Raw genomic sequence first — 23,650 nt, 5'->3', positions numbered from 1 at the left:
TATGAGTTATAAGTGAGTTGAAACTCATAATTTATAACTCATAAATCATAATTTATATTAAGCTTCAGCCAACATTTTTTCTCCAGCTTCGATCGCATCCTGGATAGAACCTTTCAAGTTGAAAGCTGCTTCAGGTAAGTGATCTAATTCACCGTCGATAATCATGTTGAATCCTTTGATAGTATCTTTAATATCAACCAATACTCCAGGAATACCTGTAAATTGCTCCGCTACGTGGAAAGGCTGAGATAAGAAACGTTGAACACGACGTGCTCTTGATACTGATAATTTATCTTCTTCTGATAATTCTTCCATACCTAAGATCGCAATAATATCTTGCAATTGTTTGTATTTTTGAAGAATTTCTTTTACTCTTTGTGCGCAGTCATAATGCTCAGCTCCTAAAATTTGAGGAGTTAAAATTCTTGAAGTAGAATCTAACGGGTCAACCGCTGGATAAATACCTAGCTCAGCAATTTTACGAGACAATACTGTTGTAGCATCTAAGTGGGCGAAAGTTGTAGCTGGCGCCGGGTCAGTTAAATCATCCGCAGGAACGTAAACCGCTTGTACAGATGTAATAGATCCTTTGTTTGTAGATGTAATACGCTCTTGCATAGCTCCCATCTCTGTTGCCAAAGTTGGTTGGTATCCTACTGCAGAAGGCATACGACCTAAAAGTGCTGATACCTCAGAACCTGCTTGTGTAAAACGGAAGATGTTATCAACGAAAAACAATACGTCTTTACCTTGATCAGTTCCTGCTCCATCACGGAAATATTCTGCGATAGATAATCCTGAAAGTGCCACACGTGCACGAGCTCCAGGAGGCTCATTCATTTGTCCGAAAACGAAAGTAGCTTTAGACTCTCTCATTCCTGGCATATCTACTTTAGATAAATCCCATCCTCCATTTTCCATAGAGTGCATGAAATCATCACCGTATTTAATAATTCCTGACTCTAACATCTCACGAAGCAAGTCATTTCCTTCACGTGTTCTTTCTCCTACTCCTGCGAATACTGAAAGTCCACCGTGACCTTTTGCAATATTGTTGATCAACTCCTGAATCAATACTGTTTTACCAACACCTGCACCACCAAACAATCCAATTTTACCTCCTTTTGCGTAAGGCTCGATCAAATCGATTACTTTAATACCTGTGAATAAAACTTCAGATGAAGTTGATAAATCTTCAAATCTAGGTGCTGGTCTATGAATAGATAAACCATTATCTCCATCTTTTGGTAAGTTTCCTAAACCATCGATAGCATCACCAATCACATTAAACAAACGTCCGTAAACATCTGCTCCAACTGGCATTTTGATTGGATTTCCTGTTCCAACTACTTCATATCCTCTTGACAAACCGTCTGTAGAGTCCATAGAAATGGTACGAACAGTGTTTTCTCCAATGTGAGATTGCACTTCTAGAACTAATAAAGTTCCGTCTTTTTTAGTGATTTCTAGTGAATCATAAATTTTTGGAAGTTCAACATCCTTACCGTTGAAAACTACGTCAACTACTGGTCCAATGATTTGAGCAACTTTTCCTATTACTTTTGACATTACTTATGTATTTATTAAATAGCTATTTAGGTTTATCGAAAATACCTCTTTTTTCAGAGCGCAAAGATAATTTTTTAAAATATAAAATCAATTTTTTTTTCATAAAAAATACCATGATTTTGTTTGATTCCTAAAAGTGAGGCCTGAAATATCTAAAATGGCAATTTTTTTCACAATTAAAAAAAGCCACTACATTTTAAAAACGAGTGGCTTTTTAGAAAAAAAATGGTTTTTTTATAATGATTTAGGATATTGACTTGGATATACGCTCAAATCTACATGGCGTAAAGTTGAACCGTATTTTGCATTAATGGCATCTACAAAAATATTAGAAATTAATGCATAACCCCTTGCGCTTGGGTGAATTCCGTCTAATGAAAAAGCACCGCCGGTAACATAGGCTGACGTTAAACTGAAATTTCCAAATTTGATTCCTGTACTTGCCAATTGCGTTAAAACTGCTCTTGTATCAACAAATGCCAAACCTTTTTCGGTTGCAACTGCAGCAATTGTAGCATTGTAAGCATCTGTTGCTTTCTTAATTTCAGCACTTTCTGTTGGAATAAGAACGTGTTTATCCTGTAATGGAAATGTGATTCCGAATTTATCTAATGGAGCAGGGGGAATCATACCAATTCCCGAGTCAGCAGCACTAGGCACTGTACCAATCACAGTTCGTACTGGCAGCACTACAAGATCTGCAGCTGTAGCTTGTCTCGCCTGTCCAAAAACAGCACCATAAAAACCCGCAGTTTGTGCTCCTAACGTTGGCGCAAATGCCTGAGCTAATTGAGTTCCTAAATTTGGCAAGCTTTCATCTTTTATCAATACCGGATTTGAAGCAGTTTCAGATAATAAATTAATTCTGTCTCCGGCTCCCAATGCAGTTAGCACTTGTTTTAACGGACCGTATAATTGTGCATTAAGTGCTTTTATGGTAGCTTTCCCAACTTCTTCATTATTAAGTCCAATTGATTTAGCTGTAAGCGGATTGTAAGGAACTGTTGTAAAATAAGGCAAAGCCGTGATATAAGGTAAATTTGCCACTACTCCTTTTGCTCCATTTGCAGTTAAAGCAGTTGCCATAGAAGAATATACATTTGCAAAAACAGCAGGATCTGTAATATCATTGCTACCGTAAGTTGCCGGATTTGGATTTCCTTTCTGATCTTTTCCAACTCCACCAGAAGTTGCATAACTCAGAACATCATTTCCTCCAATAAACAAAGAGAAAAATGTAGGTGTCTGAATTAACGCATCTGCCAAAACTGAAGTTGAAGTTGAACTTGCAAATCGAACAAAATAAGGATTTGCTGCTCCAATAGCCAAACCTGCAGGATTACCATAACCGCTTGCTACTAAGTGAAAACTTTTAGCGCCAGGAACTCCTAAATTATTAAAAGGACCTGTAAGATGTGTCATAACTTCGGTAGTTGGCACGCCAGATACAGGAAATGGTGCGGTTCCGTTAAAGTATAAACGAGGTCCGAAAGCCGGATTTACCTGACCTCCAAACAATAATCCCCCAATATTATCATTTGCATAGGGTATTGTAAAAGTACCACCGCCTGCCGCAGCAAATTGCTGAGACAATATATTGGCATAACCGTTTTCCTGTCCTTTTTTAAACAATGAATTATCACTGTAACCCGCAGCAAAAGAATCTCCAAGTGCCACATATTTTGTAAAAACTGCCGAGCCGGGAGTTACAGGAACTTCTTCGGGAGTGTTGTTATCATCGTCATTATTACAAGCTGCCATAAAGGTTAAAGAAACCAATAATAGCCATTTTATATTTTTTTTCATGTTATTAACTTTTAAATTATTAGCTCTTTCTTAGTTAGCAAGCCGTAAAAAGAAAGAAAATCTTTTTTGATCAAATAATCATTTCATTTAAGGATTGATTATCCATGAAGCAAACCACATCTGACCAATCATACCAGCTCCAACTACCTGAAGGTAATCTTTACCGAAAAGATTTGTTGCTCCAACTTTAATAACAGATTTCAATTTTGGAATACCATAATTAATCTGAGCATCAAGAACTGTGTTTTCCGGAATCATTCCGTCTCCAAAAGAAGATTGCCACAAATATTCTGTATTCCATCTTACATTCACATTAAAACCTAAGTTCTTAGTTACTTTAGCATTTCCAAAAGAACCTTTAATTCTGTGTTTCGGAGTATTAAATCCAGCCACAAAGCTTGGATCTTCTGTTTGATCAAAATCAAATTGAGCATAATTGTAATTAACTCCTACTTCAAAGTCTTTATATACTTTTTTAGACAATCCAACTCCAAAACCTAATGATGTAATTTGAGCAGTAGTATTGGTATATACCTGATAAACTCTTCGGTCACCAAAGGCCAAAGCAGCATAACTTAACTGAACATTAGGATCTGTAGGATCTGATCCTGCTGTTCCGTAATAAGGAGTAATAACTCTTGAAGTATTCATAAAATCGTTGTAAATATTGTAGTATCCGTTGATATCAATAGATAAATCGTTTTGAACTACTGTACGATACCCTACTTCAAAAGCCTGTACTTCTTCTGGCTTTACTAATCTAGGATTTGCTACTTTAAGATCGGCAGGATTTGCGGATGCAGCAAATGCCTGAACAGAAGCTAATGTATAAGAGTTTTCATAAGCACTGCGGCCTGACAAGTCAACTGTTGCTCCATTACCTGGTAAAGCCTGACCTGCAAGACTTACAGGCTGAGTTTCCTGAAAACGATCTAAATTATCAGCTGCAGAACCAATTAATGCAAAAGGCCCTAAATCTAAACCAATATATTGATCCTGAGTAGTTGGGTTACGGAAACCTGTTTGATAAGATACTCTGAAATTATGTCTTTTTGATTCACCTGCAGAATATACAAATGAAATTCTTGGTGAAACATTCCCATCAAAATTCTGGCTTTTATCATAACGTACAGATCCTGTAAATTTTAATCTGTCGTCCATCCATTTTTTTTGCAATTGTGCATATGCCCCATATTCTTTATAATCGATCGGACCATCGTAATCTGTAAAGATTGTTCCTTCTGAATCCATTATATATTTTCTCCAAGAACCACCAACCTGAATTTCGGCAAATTTGATAAGATCTCTGAAATTATAATTTATATCTGAATGGTATAATTTTGAATGATCAATAAATTTTGCTCCCTGAGTTAAATCAGGATTAGAAGTTACAGTAGTAAGCGCATTATTAAATTGTGCAGAACCCGGCTCAAATCTTGGTGATCTTGGGGCACCTGGATTAAGCGGATCAATATTTGGAGTTAATCCTAAACCCGGAGCAACATTGTAATCAGCAAAAGTTCTTGCATAGTTTGCTGCATCATTTGCATTAAGACCCAATACTGCTGATGACAATTGAAATGCTGTTCCATAATCTGTAAACCAGTTTTTATCAGATTTTGCTAATCTGTTAACGTTCCATCCTGCAAATCTCATATCATAAGAATTTCCAGCATCTTCACTTGTAAAATAAACTCTTCCAAAAAAGTTCTTTCCTTTTATTTCAAATTTACCCTGCTGCATTAAGAAACCTTTTAAAGCATACCTGTTTGCTCCCTGATAAATTGTACTTCCTGTACCAATTTTATATTGCAATATAATTTCAGTGTCATCTGCAAAAGGCTTAATATGAGCGCTAAAATCGGCCTTCATACTTTTAACTTTGTTATCAGTTAAGTCCTGCTCGCGGTATCCGGTTCTGCTCACTTGTCCAACATTTGGGATAAACGTTGTAACTTCATCTCCGTATATATTTAACCCATCATAATTTTGATTCATTGCATGTCCAACAGAACCGCCAGTCATACTTCTCGTATCTGCTGCGATCCATTCAGAAGCCTCCAGGTATGTGAAATTTGCTTTTAAAGCAAAATGTTTGGTAAATGCTTTTGCAGCTCTGATTCCAAAATCATTATAATCATTAGTTCCGGCAGCGTCCTGACTTGTTTGTCCGTATTTATAATAAACGCTTATTCCTTCATTAGCAAAAGGACTTTTACTAGTCATAAACATAATACCGTTAAAAGCATTTGCTCCGTATAGCGCAGAAGATGCACCTGGTAAAAGCTCTACACTTGCCACATCAATATCAGAAACACCAATTAAGTTTCCTAACACAAAGTTTAAGGCTGGTGACGAATTATCCATTCCGTCGACTAATTGCATAAAACGAGTATTTGCCACTGTAGCAAAACCTCGGGTATTTATTGATTTAAAAGAAATACTACTTGTGTTAAAATTTACTTCTTTTAAATTCTCTAAACCGTCATAAAAAGTAGCTGCTGTGGTGTTTTTAATTTCCTGAATCCCCATTCTTTCAATTGTAACAGGCGATTCAATAACTCGCTCAGGAGTTCTGGAAGCCGAAACAACAATTTCATCCAATTTTGTTTCTTCATCTTTTAAAACCACACTGATGTTTTGGTTTGCCGAAGTAACATTAATTGTTTTTGTTTCAAATCCTACTGCCGAAACTTTAATTACAAAAGGCGGTTTGGCAGAAGTATTCAATTTAAAGGAGCCATCAAAATCGGTTGAAGCTCCAGTTGAACTTCCTACAACATTAATATTGGCACCAGGAATAGATTGTTTGTTACTGTCGGTTACGGAACCGGTAACTGTATTCTGCGCAAAGGAAATTCCGCAGAAAAACAACATAATTAGCAAATACATTCTCATTGGTTTAGGTTTTTTGTTAGTTTATGCTACCAAAATACAAATAATTTTGATATTAATAAAAAAACGTTAAAAAATATTAATATTATACATGTTTTTACCCTGTAATTTAACTATTTAATAATTAATTTTATTGTATTAAAATCAAATAATAGATACACATTCAATAATTTACTATGCATACATATAAGTTTTATTTAATTTTTTAAGGATTCGATAAAAATACATCTGCAAGAAAAATAAATTGACAATTAAAACATACCGTTGATTTTTTTTGATTTTTTAACATTTAAGACTGTTGCTTTGGTAAGTAATGATTTAAAACACAACAATAAAAAACAAATTGAAATTTATAAAAAATATTCCGGCGATATTAAAAATATTAACCAGTACGTAATATTTTTTGTTTTGAATTTTAATTTTCATATATTTGATAATCAGATACATCTATCATTATTAGCCCATCTGCAATTTATTAAACGCCAGTTTATACCTATATTTCGAAAATTTATTTCCGCACTTTTTTAATACTTCCAGAACCATTGCATTTTTCGAAATTATAAGATTAAAATTAAATCATAAGATGTTTGACATTCTATGATTTTAATTCGATTTTAAATTTTTTAACCCACAAAAAAATTAATTAGAGTAGTAACATTCTATACTAATTAATACTGGATTTTACATGCTCTGCTAATTGTATAAGTTATATAAGCCACTCCAAGCTTTACGGCAAACTCTCGAGTATTCCCGAGTATCAGAATGAGATGATAGTTACGCTGACATTACATTCGTACTTGCCGTAACTCAATAAAATAATTTGAAGTAAACAGAAAAACACGTTTGTCTATGATAATTACTTTACCTCTATTTATAGCTTTTTTTAAACAAAAAAAATATCTCTTAGTACCCATTACATCGTTAGCATTATCATTTTCTGTGCAAGCACAAAGTCCTGGCGGGGTATCTGATAATCTTAGATTATGGCTAAAAGCAAATTCGAATGTTACTCCATCTACAGATGAGGCTAATGTGACCACATGGGCAAATCAAACAGGTTCTGTAAGCAATGCGCTTTACATACCAACTATGTTTACGCAAACGGTCGTAAATCCCACTTTTCAAGAAAACATTATCAACTTCAATCCTTCACTACGTTTTAATGGCACATCAAATACAAGTTTTTCTGGATTAGAGGGAAGTTTTTCTCCGGCTATTACCAGTACCAATATCTCGGCTTATGTGGTTACAATAATGAATGCAGCAAGTAGCGGCTCGGGAAGGATCTTTATGATTTCTCAAACCCCTACAGCTTCAGATTGGCAAAACATTGAAAGTGCAGACTTAATGAGCAGGAATGGAAATAATGTTTATGGCGTACGAAATACTGTTGGTCTCACTTCGGTAGGCCCTATTCTAGGATCTACTGCATTAATTTCGACTCATTTTACAACAACAAACTCAGGAAAATTTGAATCAAACAGCTTAGTTTCCAGCACAAGCACTACTCCGTTTACTACTACTGCATTCAATTCCGCTACTTATAGACTTGGCCAAAGCACATATAGCGCAAATGACTGGTACAATGGCGACATTGCTGAAGTTATTTTATATGATGCAGATCAGTCTTCGACCATTAATCACAATCAAATACAATCTTATCTGGCAATAAAATATGGAATTCATAAAGTTGGCGATTATGTAAATAGCATTAACACAACATTGTGGGATGCTACCGCAAATTTACCCTATCACAATGACGTTTTCGGCATTGGACAAGATTCCACATCTGATCTTTCACAAGTCCAATCTAACAGCATGAATACCGGAAGCGGGAACGGTACAGGACAAACGGGAAAAGGAAACATTGTAATAACCTCCCAAGCCCCAATTGTAGACAATACCTTTTTAATAATTGGACATGATACAGGTGCCCTCACAGAAATCAACATTCCCATTACGGGAAATATTACAAAAAAAAGAGTGCAGAGAATATGGAAAGCGCAAAGTACGGGAAACCCCGGAAATATAGCATTAACTTATGATACCACGGGATTGACTTATTCTGCACAAAGTGCGAGCGATTACCTTCTTCTGGTTGATCCTACAGGAACAGGCGATTTTACCAGTGCCTCAGTATTATCTTATCCCGCAGTTTCCATTTCTGCAAACAAAGTTTTATTTAACACCGTCAATTTGCCAACAGGCTCTGTATTTTCTTTTCAAACACAATCAGTACAAACCGCTGCCGCTGCATTTACAGTTAACAATGACACTCAATGTATTGATATCAACAATTTTATTTTCACAAACACTAGTACAATAACAGATGGCTCAACAATTGCATCATACAATTGGGATTTTGGAGATGGTCAAACCAGCACAGATCAAAACCCTACACATGTTTATGCTGCTGCGGGAATATTTACTGTAACATTACAAATTACTACTGATAACGGTTCGACAAATTCAACAACCCAGGATGTTATTGTTAATCCCTTACCTAGTGCGATAATTAGCTATCAAAATACGCAATATTGTCAAAGAGGATTTGCTGAAGTTGTTCTAACAGGTGAAAACGGCGGCACATATTCCTCAGATCCAGGTTTATCTATCGATTCAAATTCAGGAGAAATTAATCTCTCAGCTTCAGTCACCGGAAGTCATACTATAACCTATTCTTTTAGCGATGGTACATGTTCAAGCACAACTTCTACGACCATCACAATAGATGAAACGACTTCACCTACAGCCTTACCGGATATATTTGCAGAATGTGCTGTAATGCCAACAGCTCCAACTTTAACAGATGCCTGTGCCGGAACAATAACCGCAACAACATCTACAAATCTTCCTATTACTTCACAAGGATTAACAACAATAATGTGGGATTTTGACTACGGATATGGATTTATACAAAACATGGAGCAAGATGTGACTGTTCTTGATATTACTGCTCCCGATGTGCCAATTCTTAGCGATGTAATTGAAGAATGTTCTCTTACGGTTACACCTCCAACTACAAATGATAACTGCATCGGTCTTGTAACAGGAACTACAACTGATCCACTGACCTACAACACGCAGGGAACTTATATCATTCACTGGATCTTTGAAGACGGTCACGGGAATACCTCAACAGCTGATCAAAATGTCATAGTAGACGACCTGACGCCCCCAGCAACTCCCGTTCTGTCAAATGTAACAGGAGAATGTTCTGTTACACCAACCACACCAACAACCACAGATATCTGCGGGGGAACCATTACCGGAACAACTTTAACCACTTTTCCAATAACCACCCAAGGCACAACAGTTGTGACCTGGACTTTTGATGATGCTAACGGCAATATTTCAACAGCAAATCAGAATGTGATTTTGGATGATGTAACGCCTCCTTTAGTTCCAATTTTGACCGATATAATCGGAGAATGTTCAGCTACTCCAACTCCACCTACAACAACGGACAATTGCGCAGGAATCATCACAGGAACAACACTAGCCACTTTTCCAATCACTTCGCAGGGCACAACAATTGTAACATGGACTTTTGATGACGGAAATGGCAATATTTCAACAGCAAATCAGAATGTAATTATAGATGATGTCACGCCACCTGTAGTTCCAACTTTGACTGATGTAACGGATGAATGTTCAGCAACACCTTTGGCACCAACTACGACAGACAACTGTGCGGGAACAATTACCGGAACAACTCTATCCACTTTCCCAATAACCGTTCAGGGCACAACAGTTGTGACATGGACTTTTGATGACGGTAATGGCAACATTTCAACAGCAAATCAGAATGTGATTTTAGATGATGTCACTCCGCCTATAGCTCCAACTTTGGCTGACGTTACAGCAGAATGTACAGCTACACCAACTCCACCTACAACAACCGACAATTGTACAGGAACCATAACAGGAACAACATTAACTACTTTCCCTATCAACACCCAAGGCGCAACAATTGTAACCTGGACTTTTGATGACGGAAATGGCAATATTTCAACAGCGAATCAGAATGTGATTCTTAACGATCTGACACCTCCCACAGTTCCCATCTTAGTAGATATAATGGGAGAATGTTCCGTTACTCCAACTGCACCAACTACAACGGACATCTGCTCGGATATAATTATTGGAGTTACAACAACTATTTTTCCAATAACCACCCAAGGCACAACAGTTGTGACGTGGACTTTTGATGATGCAAATGGCAATATTTCAACAGCAAATCAGAATGTTATTCTGGATGATGTAACGCCTCCCGTAGTTCCAACTTTGGCAAATGTCACGGGAGAATGCTTCGTTACTCCCACTGCGCCGATCACAACAGACAATTGCGCTGGAACCATTACAGGAACAACACTAACCACTTTTCCAATCACTTCACAAGGCACAACAATTGTAACATGGACATTTGATGATGGAAATGGCAATATTTCAACAGCAAATCAGAATGTGATTTTGGATGATGTAACGCCGCCTTTAGCTCCAATTTTGACCGATATAATAGGAGAATGCTCCGTTACTCCTACTCCGCCGATCACAACGGACAATTGCGCAGGAACCATCACAGGAACAACACTAACCACTTTTCCAATAACCGTTCAAGGCACAACAATTGTAACATGGACATTTGATGATGGAAATGGCAATATTTCAACCGCCAATCATAATGTAATTTTAGATGATGTCACGCCTCCTTTAGTTCCAACCTTGGCTGATGTTACAGCAGAATGTTCAGCATCACCTTTGCCACCAACTACAACAGACAACTGCGCGGGAACAATTACCGGAACAACTTTAACCATTTTCCCAATAACCGTTCAGGGCACAACAGTTGTGACATGGACTTTTGATGACGGCAATGGGAATGCTTCAACAGCTAATCAGAATGTCAATATTAATTATTTCTCTTTAATAGGATCAGAATCTACAATGTGTTCGACTGATGCTTCAAATTATATTTTAACACTAACAGTAGAGGGACAAGCACCTTATACTGCCATAGGAACCGGTGCACCAGGAACATGGAACGGCGAAACCTGGACATCTAATCCTATCTCATCTGGAACAAATTACAATGTAAGTATTGAAGATAGCTCAACTTGCAATCCGATAATAGTTTCGGGCACGGCGCCTATATGCTGCTCCTTTGAAGTTTCTTGTCCTACTTTCCCGGTAACAACAGTCACTTGTTATAACCAAATCCCAACTGCTGAAAATTTAACTGTCGCGGAATTTGAATCTTTAGGAAACGGCGATGGATCTATTGGAGGTACGCCTTGTGGAGCAATAGAAATCACAGCTTCAAATAGTAATGATCCAATTTGCAACGGATCAATAACCAGAACCTATATCATCACAGAGTACTACGATCCAAACAATAACAAAGTTCATGACATAGGAGAAAACACTATTTTGAATACAGTCGTCTGCACTCAAAACTTTATCAAAAATATTTCTGACTTTACGATGCCTGCCAATCAATCATCAATCGTGGCATGTGCTTCATCAGTAGTTACACCAACAATTCCTGTTGTTATGAATAATTGTGGAAATATTTTAGCACCATCACCTCCTATAATTTCTACAGTACCAAGTTGCAATGGCACGGTAACCTATAGTTATAATTTTACTGATTGCGAAGGAAGTTCACACGACTGGATTTACACTTATACAATAAATAATACTGTTGGTCCCACAGGTACAAAACCGCCAGACTTGTCACTGCAGTGTATAACTGATATTCCTGCTGCAGATATAAATTCAGTTACAAATATTGAAAGTAATTGCGGAGGAATAACTACTATAACCGTTTCTGACACTAATAATGCAGGATCGGGTTGTAACCTAAATCCTTATGTACTAACAAGAACTTACACTTTAACCGATTGCGGAGGACTGACTACTAATTTAATCCAAACCATAACCGTTATAGATAAAACCGCTCCTGTTTTTGTAGAACCACTGCCTAGTGATATATCGATCGATTGTTCAGCCACGGTGCCAATTCCCACAACACTTACCGCCACAGACAATTGTTCATCTGCTACTGTTACTTACAATGAAAATAGAGTTAACGGAAATTGCCCAGGTAATTACCAACTCCAACGAACATGGACTGCATCAGACGTTTGTGATAATAAAACCATTCACCAACAAATTATAAATGTAAATGACACGACCGCTCCAGTTTTTACCGAAACCCTTCCACCTGCTTTAGTCAATGCAAACTGCGAAACTATACCTCAAGCCGTTATCCTTACTGCAAAAAGTAATTGCGGCAATGCAACAGTTACCTACACCGAAACAAGAATTGACGGAGATTGCAGCACTAAATATACTTTAGACAGAACTTGGGTTGCGGCAGATGAATGTGGAAATCAGAATTCATTTACACAAACCATCAATGTATCTTGTCTGACCATAGTTTACAATAGCCTTTCTCCAAATGGTGATGGAATGAATGACACATTTAAAATTGGAGGTGTTGATTGTTATCCAAATAACAACTTGAAAATATTTAACAGATATGGAGTACTTGTCTACGAAAAAGAAGGTTATGATAATATTACTGATCCTTTCGAGGGGATTTCGAAAGGCCGTGCAACATTGAAACAAAGTGATAAATTACCTACCGGAACTTATTTTTACGCTCTGGAATACAAAAATGACGGAAACACTATTACAAAATCAGGTTATCTTTTTATAAGTAATAATTAATTTATAACTATAAGCACAAAAAAAAGCGAGACCTAAGTCTCGCTTTATAGCATTATAAATATTTTATAAACTTTATTCCACAGTAACTGATTTTGCCAAATTACGAGGCTGATCGACATTACAACCTCTCATCACTGCAATATAATAAGAAAGTAATTGCAACGGAATAGTAGTAATAAGCGGTGATAACGCATCTGAAGTTTCAGGAATCTCGATTACATAATCGGCTAATTCACGAACTTGTGTATCACCTTTTGTAACTACAGCGATAATTTTACCGCTTCTTGATTTTATTTCCTGAATGTTACTTACAATTTTGTCATAATGACCTTGTTTAGGTGCAATTACAATAACCGGCATATGCTCGTCAATTAAAGCAATTGGACCATGTTTCATTTCAGCCGCAGGGTAACCTTCAGCATGAATATACGAGATCTCTTTTAGCTTTAAAGCGCCTTCTAATGCAACTGGGAAGTTATATCCACGACCTAGATACAAACAGTTTGGAGCATCTTTAAAAGCTGCTGCAATTTCTTTTGCTCTGTCATTTGTCTGTAATGCCTCTGCTACTTTTTCAGGAATTATTTCTAATTCTTGCAAGTAAGTATGATAGTCTGTATTTGACAAAGTTCCTTTAGCTTTACCTAATCTCAAAGCGATCATAGTTAAAACCGTAATTTGAGTTGTAAATGCTTTTGTCGAAGCTACTCCAATTTCAGGTCCTGCGTGCGTGTAAGCTCCAGCATGACTTTCTCTTGAAATAGATGAACCAACAACATTACAAACTCCAAATACAAAAGCACCGTTTTCTTTTGCTAATTTAATAGCCGCCATTGTATCTGCAGTTTCTCCTGATTGAGAAATCGCGATAACAACGTCATCTTTATTGATAATTGGATTACGGTATCTAAATTCAGAAGCATATTCAACTTCAACCGGAATACGGGTAAACTCTTCAAAAATATATTCTGCTACTAAACCTGCGTGCCATGAAGTACCACAAGCAACAATTAGAATACGTTTTGCGTTTAGGAATTTCTCTAAATTATCTTCAACACCAGCCATCTGAACAATTCCTTCATTGGCATGAAGTCTTCCTCTGTAGGTATCTTTAATTACACTTGGCTGTTCGTATATTTCTTTTAACATGAAATGATCATAGCCGCCTTTCTCAATTTGCTCCAAATTCATTTGAAGTTCCTGAATGTAAGGATCAACTAAAGAGTCATCTTTAATTTTTCTAACTTTAAGAGGTTTGTGCAATCTGATGTTTGCCATTTCCCCATCTTCAAGATAAATAGCGTTAGAAGTATATTCAATGAAAGGCGAAGCATCTGAAGCAATGAAGAACTCTCCTTCTCCAACCCCAATTGCTAACGGACTTCCTAATCTTGCTGCCACGATTTCGTTTGGATTTTTTTTATCAAAAACCGCAATCGCATAAGCACCTACAACCTGGTTTAAAGCAATTTGTACTGCTTTACCCAGTTTTATATTTTCTTTTTTCTGAACTTCTTCAATCAAATTTACCAATACTTCTGTATCAGTATCTGATTTAAAAGTATAGCCTCTCTTTTTTAATTCTTCCTTAAGAGGTGCATAATTTTCAATAATTCCATTGTGAATAATTACTAATTCACCAGAATTTGAAAGATGCGGATGTGAGTTTACATCGTTTGGAACCCCGTGTGTAGCCCAACGAGTGTGCCCAATTCCTATACTTCCGTTTGTAGTAAAATTATCTTTTGCTTTCTCTTCAAGATCTGAAACCTTACCTTTTGTTTTACAAAGTTTTATACCTGAGTTATCATATAACATAACCCCGGCACTGTCATATCCTCTGTACTCGAGACGCTTTAATCCTTTTATAACAATAGGATAAGCCTCTCTATGACCGATATATCCAACAATTCCACACATATATATTTATTAATTTGGTTTCGTGTAGTAAATCTCAAGTTGTAATTTTTTACCAGTCGGGATTGTTGAACTTGAATTACCTCCATACAATACTGTTCCTACAGGCGTCATAACTGTCGATCGTGGCGCTTCTGAAATAACGCTGTTTTTTAATTTCAACTTATTCGAAGCTGTAATGCTAATGTCATCAATAGCAACTAAACCTAACCTAACATTTTTAGCAGTTGCATCTTTTATGATATTTCGAATATGATTAGTTAATCTTATTTTATAATACGATCCTCTTTTAGTAGTCGAATTTACATTGACTATACCACCGTAAATAACTTTTGTCATTCGGGGATCGGTTGTTATACTTGTACTACCATCTGTTGCATAATCTACAATTGGTAAATTATTATCCAGGTCATACAAGTAAACTCTTTTTGGCTCTTTAGCCATTTTTTTGATATCAGTACTACCATCAGCAGTTTTAGCCATTTGTAAAGTATCGATATAAAAAACCAAATTGGCTTCGTTAACCAGCCACTTATTGGCTCTAATTTCTTCTAATTTGGCTGCAAGACCATTAAGTTCTAATACAGCAAGTGATCCCTGACCGCCTTTTAAGAAAAGTCTTTCATCTCCTGCCGAATTCGGATTTTGTATTGCAGTTGCATAGTCAGAACTTTTGGCATCCTTAAGTAAACCAGCTGTACTTCCTGTTAAATTAATAACCAATGTTCTGTCTTCTAAAGTTTCCCCATCAGTTGTAATATCAGTTTTAGCCTTGTATTTAATAGTAATTTTACCTTTTGTAAAATCCATCAAAGCCATATTACTTGGATCGCTCCCTGATCTCTCTACTTGAAAATATAATCCTCTGAAATATTCCTGAAAAACATCAGCCGTAGCAAGCTTTGCCGCCGGAGCACTCAATATTTTACTTTGAAAAAAGGCATTATCTAAATTCAAACGCATCTCAGGAGCAACTTTTGTGCTAACTTCTTTCCCATCAGTAGTTGTTACGTCAGTGATTTGTTTTGCGTCAAAAAAGAATTGATCATTCTCTAATACACCTCCTGTATTTAATCGACTGCCCACTTTTTTTGCATCAAAATTTATATATTCCGCATCACTTGTTGGAGTATCCATATCAGTATTATACAATTGTGCAAATTGATTGCCTCCATTAAAATAAGAAGCACGCATCTGTACACCAGACTCGTAAACACTTAATTTTAACTTTCCTTCCGGTGCTCCATAAATAGAGTCTAATGCATAAGTACTGCTTCCATCAGCATTAGTAGCTGTTACATGACTATAATATGGCACACTAAGTACAACACTTTGTATTACCGGCGATTCTCCAATAGATGGCGCATACGCAGTAAGTGCAACCTGCGTTGCATAATTTGCTGTTGTTGTTCCTAAAACCGGATTATCATAAATACCTAAAGCATTTACTGTCAAAGAATTTGACTGAATTGGTGTTACTTCCTGATTGTAAGCCAAAACATCATATTTTTCAGATTCAAGACCAAAATGATCGTCTCCAATCAAATCATCTCCAATGGCATTAAAATCTTTGTCGCAAGAATATAAAAGAACTACAGTACTTATTAATAGAATTTTCTTAAAGAAAGAAGTATTATACATGTTTAAAAATAAAGTTAAAATTTAAAGCCCCATCGTTTTGTAGAAATTTGTATACGCTTCCGCGAATGCATCTTTCGTGGCGAAAGGTAAAAAAGGTTTTCCTGAAGATTCTATAAATTTTGTTAAACTTGGCGATACATTTTCAGATGCAATGATAACAGCATCAGAATGTAATATACTAGCTCTTAGAACATTCTCATAATTTGGCGTTTCCAAATCAGCAATTGCTTCGTGAGGAACACCGTCAAATTTCACCTTATTAATCATTTCTAAATCTAAATTTTCATCAAAAGATTGTCCGTAAACCGATGTTACGATTTTTGTTTCAGAAAATAAAGCTTCGTTTTTATAGTAATGTTTCATGTAAATTGGCAACATAGCAGCCAGCCATCCATGAACGTGAATAATATCCGGAACCCAGTTTAGTTTTTTTACTGTTTCAACAACTCCTTTTGCAAAAAATATCGCTCTTTCGTCATTATCAGGATACAGTGCTCCCTCTTCGTCAGCAAAAGTTGCTTTACGTTTGAAATATTCATCATTATCAATAAAATAAACCTGAATTCTTTCTTTAGGAATTGAAGCTACCTTAATAATCAATGGCATATCTAAGTCGTTCACTACCAAATTCATTCCTGAAAGTCTAATAACTTCATGCAACTGGTGTCTTCTTTCGTTGATATTTCCATATCTTGGCATGAAAATTCTTATCTGGCCGCCCTGATCATTAATCATTTTAGGAACGTCATAAGACATTAAAGAAACTTCATTTTCAGCCAAATAAGGCACGACTTCAGATGATACATATAATATCCTCTTATCTTTCATAATAGTATTTTACTTAATTTTTGGTAATAAAAACGTTGCAAAATTACAAAAATTTATGCAGTTTATAACTAATATATTATGTTTGCACTAAATTTTAATATTACCAACATGCATATTTTCTACGGTAAAGTAGCTTTGATAGCCTATTTAAAAACTATCAAAACGGCAAATTCGACCATCGGGTTTGTTCCTACAATGGGTGCTTTACACCAAGGACATCTGGCTTTAATGCAAAGATCCCTTAAAGAAAACGACGATACTGTAGTAAGTATTTTCGTAAATCCAACTCAATTTAACAATCCCGAAGATCTGGCAAAATATCCTAGAACTTTGGAAGAGGACGTAAAAAAAATGCGTGGTTTGAGCGATAAAATGATTCTCTATGCTCCTTCTGTAGAAGATATTTACGAAGGAAATACGGTTTCGCAGGATTTTGATTTTGACGGATTGGAAAATCAAATGGAAGGAAAATTCAGACCCGGACACTTTAATGGCGTTGGCACAATCGTAAAAAGGCTATTTGAAATCGTAACTCCTACAAATGCCTATTTTGGCGAAAAAGATTTTCAGCAATTGCAGATCGTTAAAAAAATGGTCGAAAAAAATCACTTGCCTGTAAATGTTGTAGGCTGTCCTATTTTTAGAGAAGAAAACCAATTGGCAATGAGCTCCAGAAATGAGCGCTTAACCCCGGAAGAAAGAAAAGAAGCTGCGATTATCTATAAAACTTTAACTGAAGCAAAAGAAATATTCAACACAAAAACTCCTGAAGAAACAATTGAATTTGTTGAAAATTCTTTCAAAGACAATAAAAAGTTTGAATTGGAATATTTCGTAATTGCTGATGAATCTACATTATTACCTATTGATCATAAAAGAGAAGGCAAAAATTACCGCGCATTTATAGCAGTATTTGTTAATTCTATTAGGTTGATTGACACCATTTCATTAAATTAATTTACCTTTGCAACATGCAAATTCAAGTTATAAAATCTAAAATTCATCGAGTAAAAGTAACCGGCGCCGATTTAAATTATATTGGCAGCATTACTATTGATGAAACTTTACTAGAAGCTTCAAACATAATTGAAGGCGAAAAAGTATCTATTGTAAATATCAATAATGGTGAACGTTTTGAAACTTATGCTATTAAAGGAGAAAAAAATTCAGGTGAAATTACACTGAATGGTCCTGCAGCCAGAAAAGTTCAAAAAGACGATATTATCATTATCATTTCATATGCAACCCTGGAATTTGAAGAAGCTAAAACCTTCAAACCGTGGATCATTTTCCCAAATGAAAACGATAATTCGCTAACGTAAGCTTTCCTTTTACACTTATTCAATTTTAGTTTGACCAAATTTTAATTGGTCAGACAGTATTTTATTGGCTTAAATTCGATATTGATTTTAAAGATAAAACAACATTGCTATTTTTAAAATTCCTACAATAATAAAAAAGCAAATAAAATGTTATATTGCTACACTATTTCAATACTTTTTAATCCACTGAAATACCCCAAATCATGAGAAAAGTTTACTTACTATTTGCTTTAATTTCCATCTCGGCTTTTGCTCAGAAGAAATTCGACAACATTCAATCTGAAAAACTTGGAGAAGAACGAAGAATTACAATCGGACTTCCGGAATCTTACGAAGCCAATCCTGAAAAAAAATATCCTGTTTTATATTTATTAGACGGTGATTATTTATTTGATCCTTTTTCTGGTGCCGTAAGTTATGGTACTTATTGGGGCGATTTGCCCGAAATGATTATCATTGGTATTCATCAAAATAAAAATGACGAAAGAGAAGACGACACCACTATCGACCAAAATGAAGGGCTTCCTTTTGAAAAAGGTGCAGAGTTTTTTGAATTTGTTGGTGCAGAATTAGTTCCTTATATCGAAAAAAAATACCGCACTTCGCCTTTTAGAATTATTGCCGGTCATGATATTACTGCAAGTTTTGTTAACTTCTATTTATATAAAGAACAACCGCTATTTAACGCCTACATTTGTTTTAGCCCAGAATTAGCTTCTAAAATGGAAGTTCGAATTCCGGAGAAATTTGCAAAAGTAACAGAACCTGTATTTTACTATTTATCTGCTGCAGATGGTGACAATAAAAAAATCAAAGAACCAATAGAAAAATTAGACAGCAATATTAAACTTGCCAATAATCCTCTGGTGAACTACAAATACGACTTGTTTAAAGGTACTACGCATTACACTCAGGTTTTACATGCAATTCCGAGTGCTTTGTACCAAATTTTTGAAGTATACAAACCTATTAATTCGGCAGAATACAATGATAAAATTGCTGTTCTTGAAACAGGATATGCTGATTATTTGGAAAATAAATACAACACAATGTCTAAAGTTTTAGGCGTTCAGATTCCGGTGAGAATGAGTGATTTTAAAATCATAGAAAACCTTATCCTTAAAAAAAATGCGTATGACGAATTAGGTAAAATGGCCGAAATTGGAAACGTAAATTATCCAAAAGCGATGTTGGGCGAATATGAATTAGGATTGATGTATGAAAAAATGGGAGATCCAAAAAGAGCTTCGAAAAAATATCAAAATGCATCACAAATGGAACCAATTGGTGATTTGAATAAAGATGTGATGTACGAGAAAATCGACGAAATGAATACGCTTGCTAAAAAAACCAAATAATGTCTAAAGTTAAAACTTCTTTTTTTTGCCAGAATTGCGGAACCCAATATGCCAAATGGCAAGGACAATGCAATGCCTGCAAGGAATGGAATACTATTGCCGAAGAAATTATTCAGAAGCAGGAAAAGGTAGCCTGGAAAAGTGAACCCACTTCTACCAGCAAAGCACCGAGACCATTAAAAATTAATGAAATCGATTCGGCTCAGGAAATTCGAATGAATACAACTGATGGCGAATTGAATCGTGTTCTTGGCGGAGGCTTGGTTCCAGGATCATTAACGCTATTAGGCGGTGAACCCGGAATTGGAAAAAGTACACTTTTGCTTCAAATTTCTTTAAAACTGCCTTATAAAACTTTATATGTTTCCGGAGAAGAAAGTCAGAAACAAATAAAAATGCGTGCCGAGAGAATAACGCCAAATAGCGATAACTGCTATATTTTGACGGAAACTAAAACGCAAAATATATTCAAACAAATTGAAGCGATTCAGCCAGAGATTGTAATTATAGATTCAATCCAGACTTTACATACCGATTATATTGAATCGACAGCCGGAAGTATTTCTCAAATTAGAGAAACAACTGCCGAACTAATCAAGTTTGCTAAAGAAACCAATATTCCGGTTATTTTAATCGGACATATTACGAAAGACGGAAACATAGCCGGACCAAAAATCCTGGAACACATGGTCGATACCGTTTTGCAGTTTGAAGGCGACAGAAATCATGTTTACCGAATTTTACGTTCGCTAAAAAATCGTTTTGGTTCGACTGCTGAACTGGGAATTTATGAAATGCTCGGAAGCGGTTTGCGAGAAGTAAGCAATCCGTCAGAAATATTGATTTCGCACAAAGACGAAGAAATGTCGGGAACTGCGATTGCCACAACCATGGAAGGCATGCGTCCGTTAATGATCGAAATACAATCGCTTGTAAGTACAGCGGTTTACGGAACGCCACAGCGCAGTACGACTGGATACAACGCCAAAAGACTAAACATGATTTTGGCGGTTTTAGAAAAAAGAGCCGGATTTCGTTTAGGTGCAAAAGACGTTTTCCTAAACGTTACCGGAGGGATTTCTGTGGATGATCCTGCAATTGACTTAGCTGTTGTTGCTGCTATTTTATCATCCAACGAAGATATTCCGATAACAAAAGGGTTTTGTTTTGCGGGCGAAGTTGGTTTATCCGGAGAAATCAGACCTGTAAATCGTGTAGATCAACGTATTCAGGAAGCCGAAAAACTAGGATTCAATACTATCTTTGTTTCAAAATACAATAAAATTGCCTTAAAAAACACAGGAATCAAAATAGAACTCGTAGCAAAAATCGAAGATGTTGCCAGTTTTCTATTTGGATAATTTTTTAGTTGCCACGAATTAAACGAATTAGCACGAATTTTTTATTGAAATTTAACAGGTTATTTGACGACTTAGTTAATTCGGGAAATTAGTGAAATTAGCGGCAAAAAAAGTTTGTTCGAACATTCCTTAAATTTTTATAAACCCACTTTATGAAATTTCAAAAACAAAAAATATATAAAGCACTTTTGATACTTCTTTTGGTATTAGGAGTGCTTTTTTTAGGTTTATACTTTTTTCGCGATTCGCTTTTAAAACAAGCCATTGCAAAAGTTACCCTGAAAATGAATACAGAATATGACAGTAAATTTTCTGTAAAATCAGCTTCTTTTGAAGGTTTATCCGGAATCAAATTAACTGATGTTATTTTAGTTCCTAATAATGCAGACACGCTTTGCCACATTCAAAAAATAGAAACTAGTATTAGTTTATCCAATTTATTAATTGGCGATGTTCAGGTTGGAACCCTAAAAATCAACAATGGCTATATTCAATTAGTAAAAAAGGGAAAGATTCGCAATTTTGACGCTTTTCTAAAAAGAGACAAATCAGATTCTGATACAAACGAAAAACGCAAATACGCCACTTTTGCTTACCGAATCATTTCAAAGCTATTAAATTTAGTTCCAACAGATATGAAGTTGGAAAATCTGAATTTTAAAATTGATGATAATGGTAAGAAAGCCTCTATTGCGATAAATAAACTCGTTTTAGACAATAAACAGCTTGAAACGAATCTTCATGTTCAAAGCAAAAATTTTGATCAAAAATGGAATATTAAAGGATTTGCTGATCCTAGAAATAAAAAAGCAGATATTCGGTTTTTTAATCTTGATACCGGAGCGATTCGCGTTCCGTATCTTGACGAACGTTATAACTTTAAGGCAAGCTTTGATTCTATTCGATTAAATGTTGCCAATATTGATAAAGACGGAAGCGAATTGCATATTGACGGCTATACTTCCATAACGAATTTAAAAATCAATCATCCAAAAATAGCAAGTAAAGATGTTGTAATTAAAAATGCACGTTTTGATTATCGTTTCTTGCTGGGCGATGATTTTATTTCGATTGACAGCACTTCAACAATGCAATTGAATAAAATAAAAGTAAAGCCTTACGTTTCTTATAATACCGAAAAAGATACGGTTTACACTTTGAAAGTTGATATCCCGAAAATGCAGGCACAGGATTTTATCGTTTCCTTGCCAGACGGATTGTTTACGCATTTTCAGGGAATGGAAGCAACGGGAATTTTCGATTATAAATTGGATTTCAAATTCAATAAAAACAAACCAAACACTTTAGTTTTTGACAGTAAACTAAACAAACAAGATCTGAGAATCACGAAATATGGTGAAGCCGATCTTAATAAATTAAACAGAGAATTTGTATATCGTGCTATCATTCAAAATGTATTACAGCGTCCTGTTTTGGTTGGAAGTGCAAATCCCAATTATACACCTTTGGACCAAATTTCGCCTTATTTACGAAAATCAGTATTGACGACAGAAGATCCTTCTTTCTTTTCTCATCGCGGATTTATTAATGAAGCTTTTAAACAATCTATTTTAAAAAACATCAGAACTAAAAAATTCTCTCGCGGCGCCAGTACGATCAGCATGCAATTGATTAAAAACGTATTTCTAACCCGTGAAAAAACGCTTTCGCGTAAGCTGGAAGAAATTCTATTGGTTTATATTTTAGAAAATAACAGAGTTGTAAGCAAGGAAAGAATGCTGGAAGTTTATTTCAACATTATCGAATGGGGACCAAATGTATACGGAATTGGTGAAGCAAGTCAGTTTTATTTCCAAAAAAGTCCATCTACTTTAAATGTTGACGAATGCCTGTTTTTGGCGACAATTATTCCGAAGCCTCGAAAATTCATGTATCAATTTAATGATCAAGGTAATCTAAAAGATTATGCCGTAAAAAATCAAAAATTCTTAAGAAACTTAATGTTTCGTAGAGGTTTGTTAATTCCGGAAGACACAATTGGTCTGCTTCCTGTTTATATTTCCGGGAATGCGCGTTCGTTAATTCGCATTAAAGCTCCAGATTCAACTGCAATTAAAAATGATTCTTTGGCCATCGAGGAGGAATTTGATCTTTAAACGATTTGCCACGAAGGCGCGAAGGCACAAAGTTTCAGGTTAACCTTTCCTCTATAAACTAAAGTTTACCCATAGTTCATTTCGACCGAAGGGAGAAATCA

The 23,650-nt window shown here is 35.7% G+C and carries 12 protein-coding genes; 6 read left to right on the top strand and 6 right to left on the bottom strand.

The window, feature by feature from the left end; translation table 11 throughout:
* Positions 1-57: 57 nt before the first annotated feature.
* The 3 genes from atpD to SD960_RS16410 all read right to left on the bottom strand — a co-directional run bounded on the left by atpD (position 58) and on the right by SD960_RS16410 (position 6,273).
* A complete protein-coding gene (gene atpD, locus SD960_RS16420; protein ID WP_318804813.1) occupies positions 58-1,569 on the bottom strand; it encodes a F0F1 ATP synthase subunit beta in 1,512 nt (503 codons plus the stop codon).
* Between the two features lie 234 nt (positions 1,570-1,803).
* Positions 1,804-3,375, bottom strand: coding sequence for a G-D-S-L family lipolytic protein (locus SD960_RS16415; RefSeq protein WP_318804811.1), 1,572 nt, complete (start codon positions 3,373-3,375; stop codon positions 1,804-1,806).
* A gap of 87 nt (positions 3,376-3,462) precedes the next feature.
* Entirely contained in the window at positions 3,463-6,273 is a 2,811-nt protein-coding gene (locus tag SD960_RS16410) for a carboxypeptidase-like regulatory domain-containing protein (RefSeq protein ID WP_318804809.1), read from the bottom strand.
* 846 nt (positions 6,274-7,119) lie between these two features.
* On the opposite strand from SD960_RS16410, the gene SD960_RS16405 reads away from it, so the two are divergent.
* On the top strand, positions 7,120-13,005 hold the full coding sequence (locus SD960_RS16405) for a gliding motility-associated C-terminal domain-containing protein (RefSeq protein WP_318804807.1): 5,886 nt from the start codon (positions 7,120-7,122) through the stop codon (positions 13,003-13,005).
* A 72-nt stretch (positions 13,006-13,077) separates the two neighbouring features.
* On the opposite strand, the gene glmS is transcribed toward SD960_RS16405, so the two are convergent.
* Genes glmS through SD960_RS16390 form a run of 3 tightly spaced genes read right to left on the bottom strand, consistent with a single transcriptional unit; the run spans position 13,078 to position 17,391 of the window.
* Positions 13,078-14,925 (bottom strand): glutamine--fructose-6-phosphate transaminase (isomerizing), encoded by a 1,848-nt coding sequence (gene glmS, locus SD960_RS16400; RefSeq protein WP_318804805.1) that lies wholly within the window; start codon positions 14,923-14,925, stop codon positions 13,078-13,080.
* 9 nt (positions 14,926-14,934) lie between these two features.
* The gene (locus tag SD960_RS16395; protein ID WP_318804803.1) at positions 14,935-16,563 is read right to left on the bottom strand and encodes a DUF4270 domain-containing protein; all 1,629 of its coding nucleotides are present in this window, start codon (positions 16,561-16,563) and stop codon (positions 14,935-14,937) included.
* Between the two features lie 21 nt (positions 16,564-16,584).
* Entirely contained in the window at positions 16,585-17,391 is an 807-nt protein-coding gene (locus SD960_RS16390; RefSeq protein WP_318804802.1) for a glycogen/starch synthase, read from the bottom strand.
* A gap of 78 nt (positions 17,392-17,469) precedes the next feature.
* Here SD960_RS16390 and panC point away from each other — a divergent pair, with 78 nt between their 5' ends.
* From panC to SD960_RS16365, 5 genes are all read left to right on the top strand, one after another.
* The gene (gene panC / locus SD960_RS16385; protein ID WP_318804800.1) at positions 17,470-18,348 is read left to right on the top strand and encodes a pantoate--beta-alanine ligase; all 879 of its coding nucleotides are present in this window, start codon (positions 17,470-17,472) and stop codon (positions 18,346-18,348) included.
* Positions 18,349-18,362: 14 nt separating this feature from the next.
* Positions 18,363-18,713: an aspartate 1-decarboxylase gene (gene panD / locus SD960_RS16380; protein ID WP_026727479.1), complete on the top strand. Its 351-nt coding sequence runs from the start codon at positions 18,363-18,365 to the stop codon at positions 18,711-18,713.
* Positions 18,714-18,916: 203 nt separating this feature from the next.
* The gene (locus SD960_RS16375) at positions 18,917-20,071 is read left to right on the top strand and encodes an alpha/beta hydrolase (protein ID WP_318804797.1); all 1,155 of its coding nucleotides are present in this window, start codon (positions 18,917-18,919) and stop codon (positions 20,069-20,071) included.
* Complete coding sequence (radA, locus tag SD960_RS16370) at positions 20,071-21,432, top strand: DNA repair protein RadA (protein WP_264535507.1); 1,362 nt, start codon at positions 20,071-20,073, stop codon at positions 21,430-21,432. Before SD960_RS16375 ends, radA begins: the two co-directional genes overlap by 1 nt.
* A 152-nt stretch (positions 21,433-21,584) precedes the next feature.
* The gene (locus tag SD960_RS16365; RefSeq protein ID WP_318804796.1) at positions 21,585-23,549 is read left to right on the top strand and encodes a biosynthetic peptidoglycan transglycosylase; all 1,965 of its coding nucleotides are present in this window, start codon (positions 21,585-21,587) and stop codon (positions 23,547-23,549) included.
* Positions 23,550-23,650 lie beyond the last annotated feature (101 nt).

Origin of the sequence: Flavobacterium sp. MMLR14_040 (assembly GCF_033657265.1) — a bacterium.
GTDB lineage: Bacteria > Bacteroidota > Bacteroidia > Flavobacteriales > Flavobacteriaceae > Flavobacterium.
Note: the sequence above shows the minus strand (reverse complement) of the source record. Positions and strands in the feature narration are given on the sequence as shown.

Bases quoted from the DNA above. Each gene is read 5' to 3' on its own strand.
- atpD (WP_318804813.1), bottom strand. From the start codon at position 1,569: ATGTCAAAAGTAATAGGAAAAGTTGCTCAAATCATTGGACCAGTAGTT.
- SD960_RS16415 (WP_318804811.1), bottom strand. From the start codon at position 3,375: ATGAAAAAAAATATAAAATGGCTATTATTGGTTTCTTTAACCTTTATG.
- SD960_RS16410 (WP_318804809.1), bottom strand. From the start codon at position 6,273: ATGAGAATGTATTTGCTAATTATGTTGTTTTTCTGCGGAATTTCCTTT.
- SD960_RS16405 (WP_318804807.1), top strand. From the start codon at position 7,120: ATGATAATTACTTTACCTCTATTTATAGCTTTTTTTAAACAAAAAAAA.
- glmS (WP_318804805.1), bottom strand. From the start codon at position 14,925: ATGTGTGGAATTGTTGGATATATCGGTCATAGAGAGGCTTATCCTATT.
- SD960_RS16395 (WP_318804803.1), bottom strand. From the start codon at position 16,563: ATGTATAATACTTCTTTCTTTAAGAAAATTCTATTAATAAGTACTGTA.
- SD960_RS16390 (WP_318804802.1), bottom strand. From the start codon at position 17,391: ATGAAAGATAAGAGGATATTATATGTATCATCTGAAGTCGTGCCTTAT.
- panC (WP_318804800.1), top strand. From the start codon at position 17,470: ATGTTTGCACTAAATTTTAATATTACCAACATGCATATTTTCTACGGT.
- panD (WP_026727479.1), top strand. From the start codon at position 18,363: ATGCAAATTCAAGTTATAAAATCTAAAATTCATCGAGTAAAAGTAACC.
- SD960_RS16375 (WP_318804797.1), top strand. From the start codon at position 18,917: ATGAGAAAAGTTTACTTACTATTTGCTTTAATTTCCATCTCGGCTTTT.
- radA (WP_264535507.1), top strand. From the start codon at position 20,071: ATGTCTAAAGTTAAAACTTCTTTTTTTTGCCAGAATTGCGGAACCCAA.
- SD960_RS16365 (WP_318804796.1), top strand. From the start codon at position 21,585: ATGAAATTTCAAAAACAAAAAATATATAAAGCACTTTTGATACTTCTT.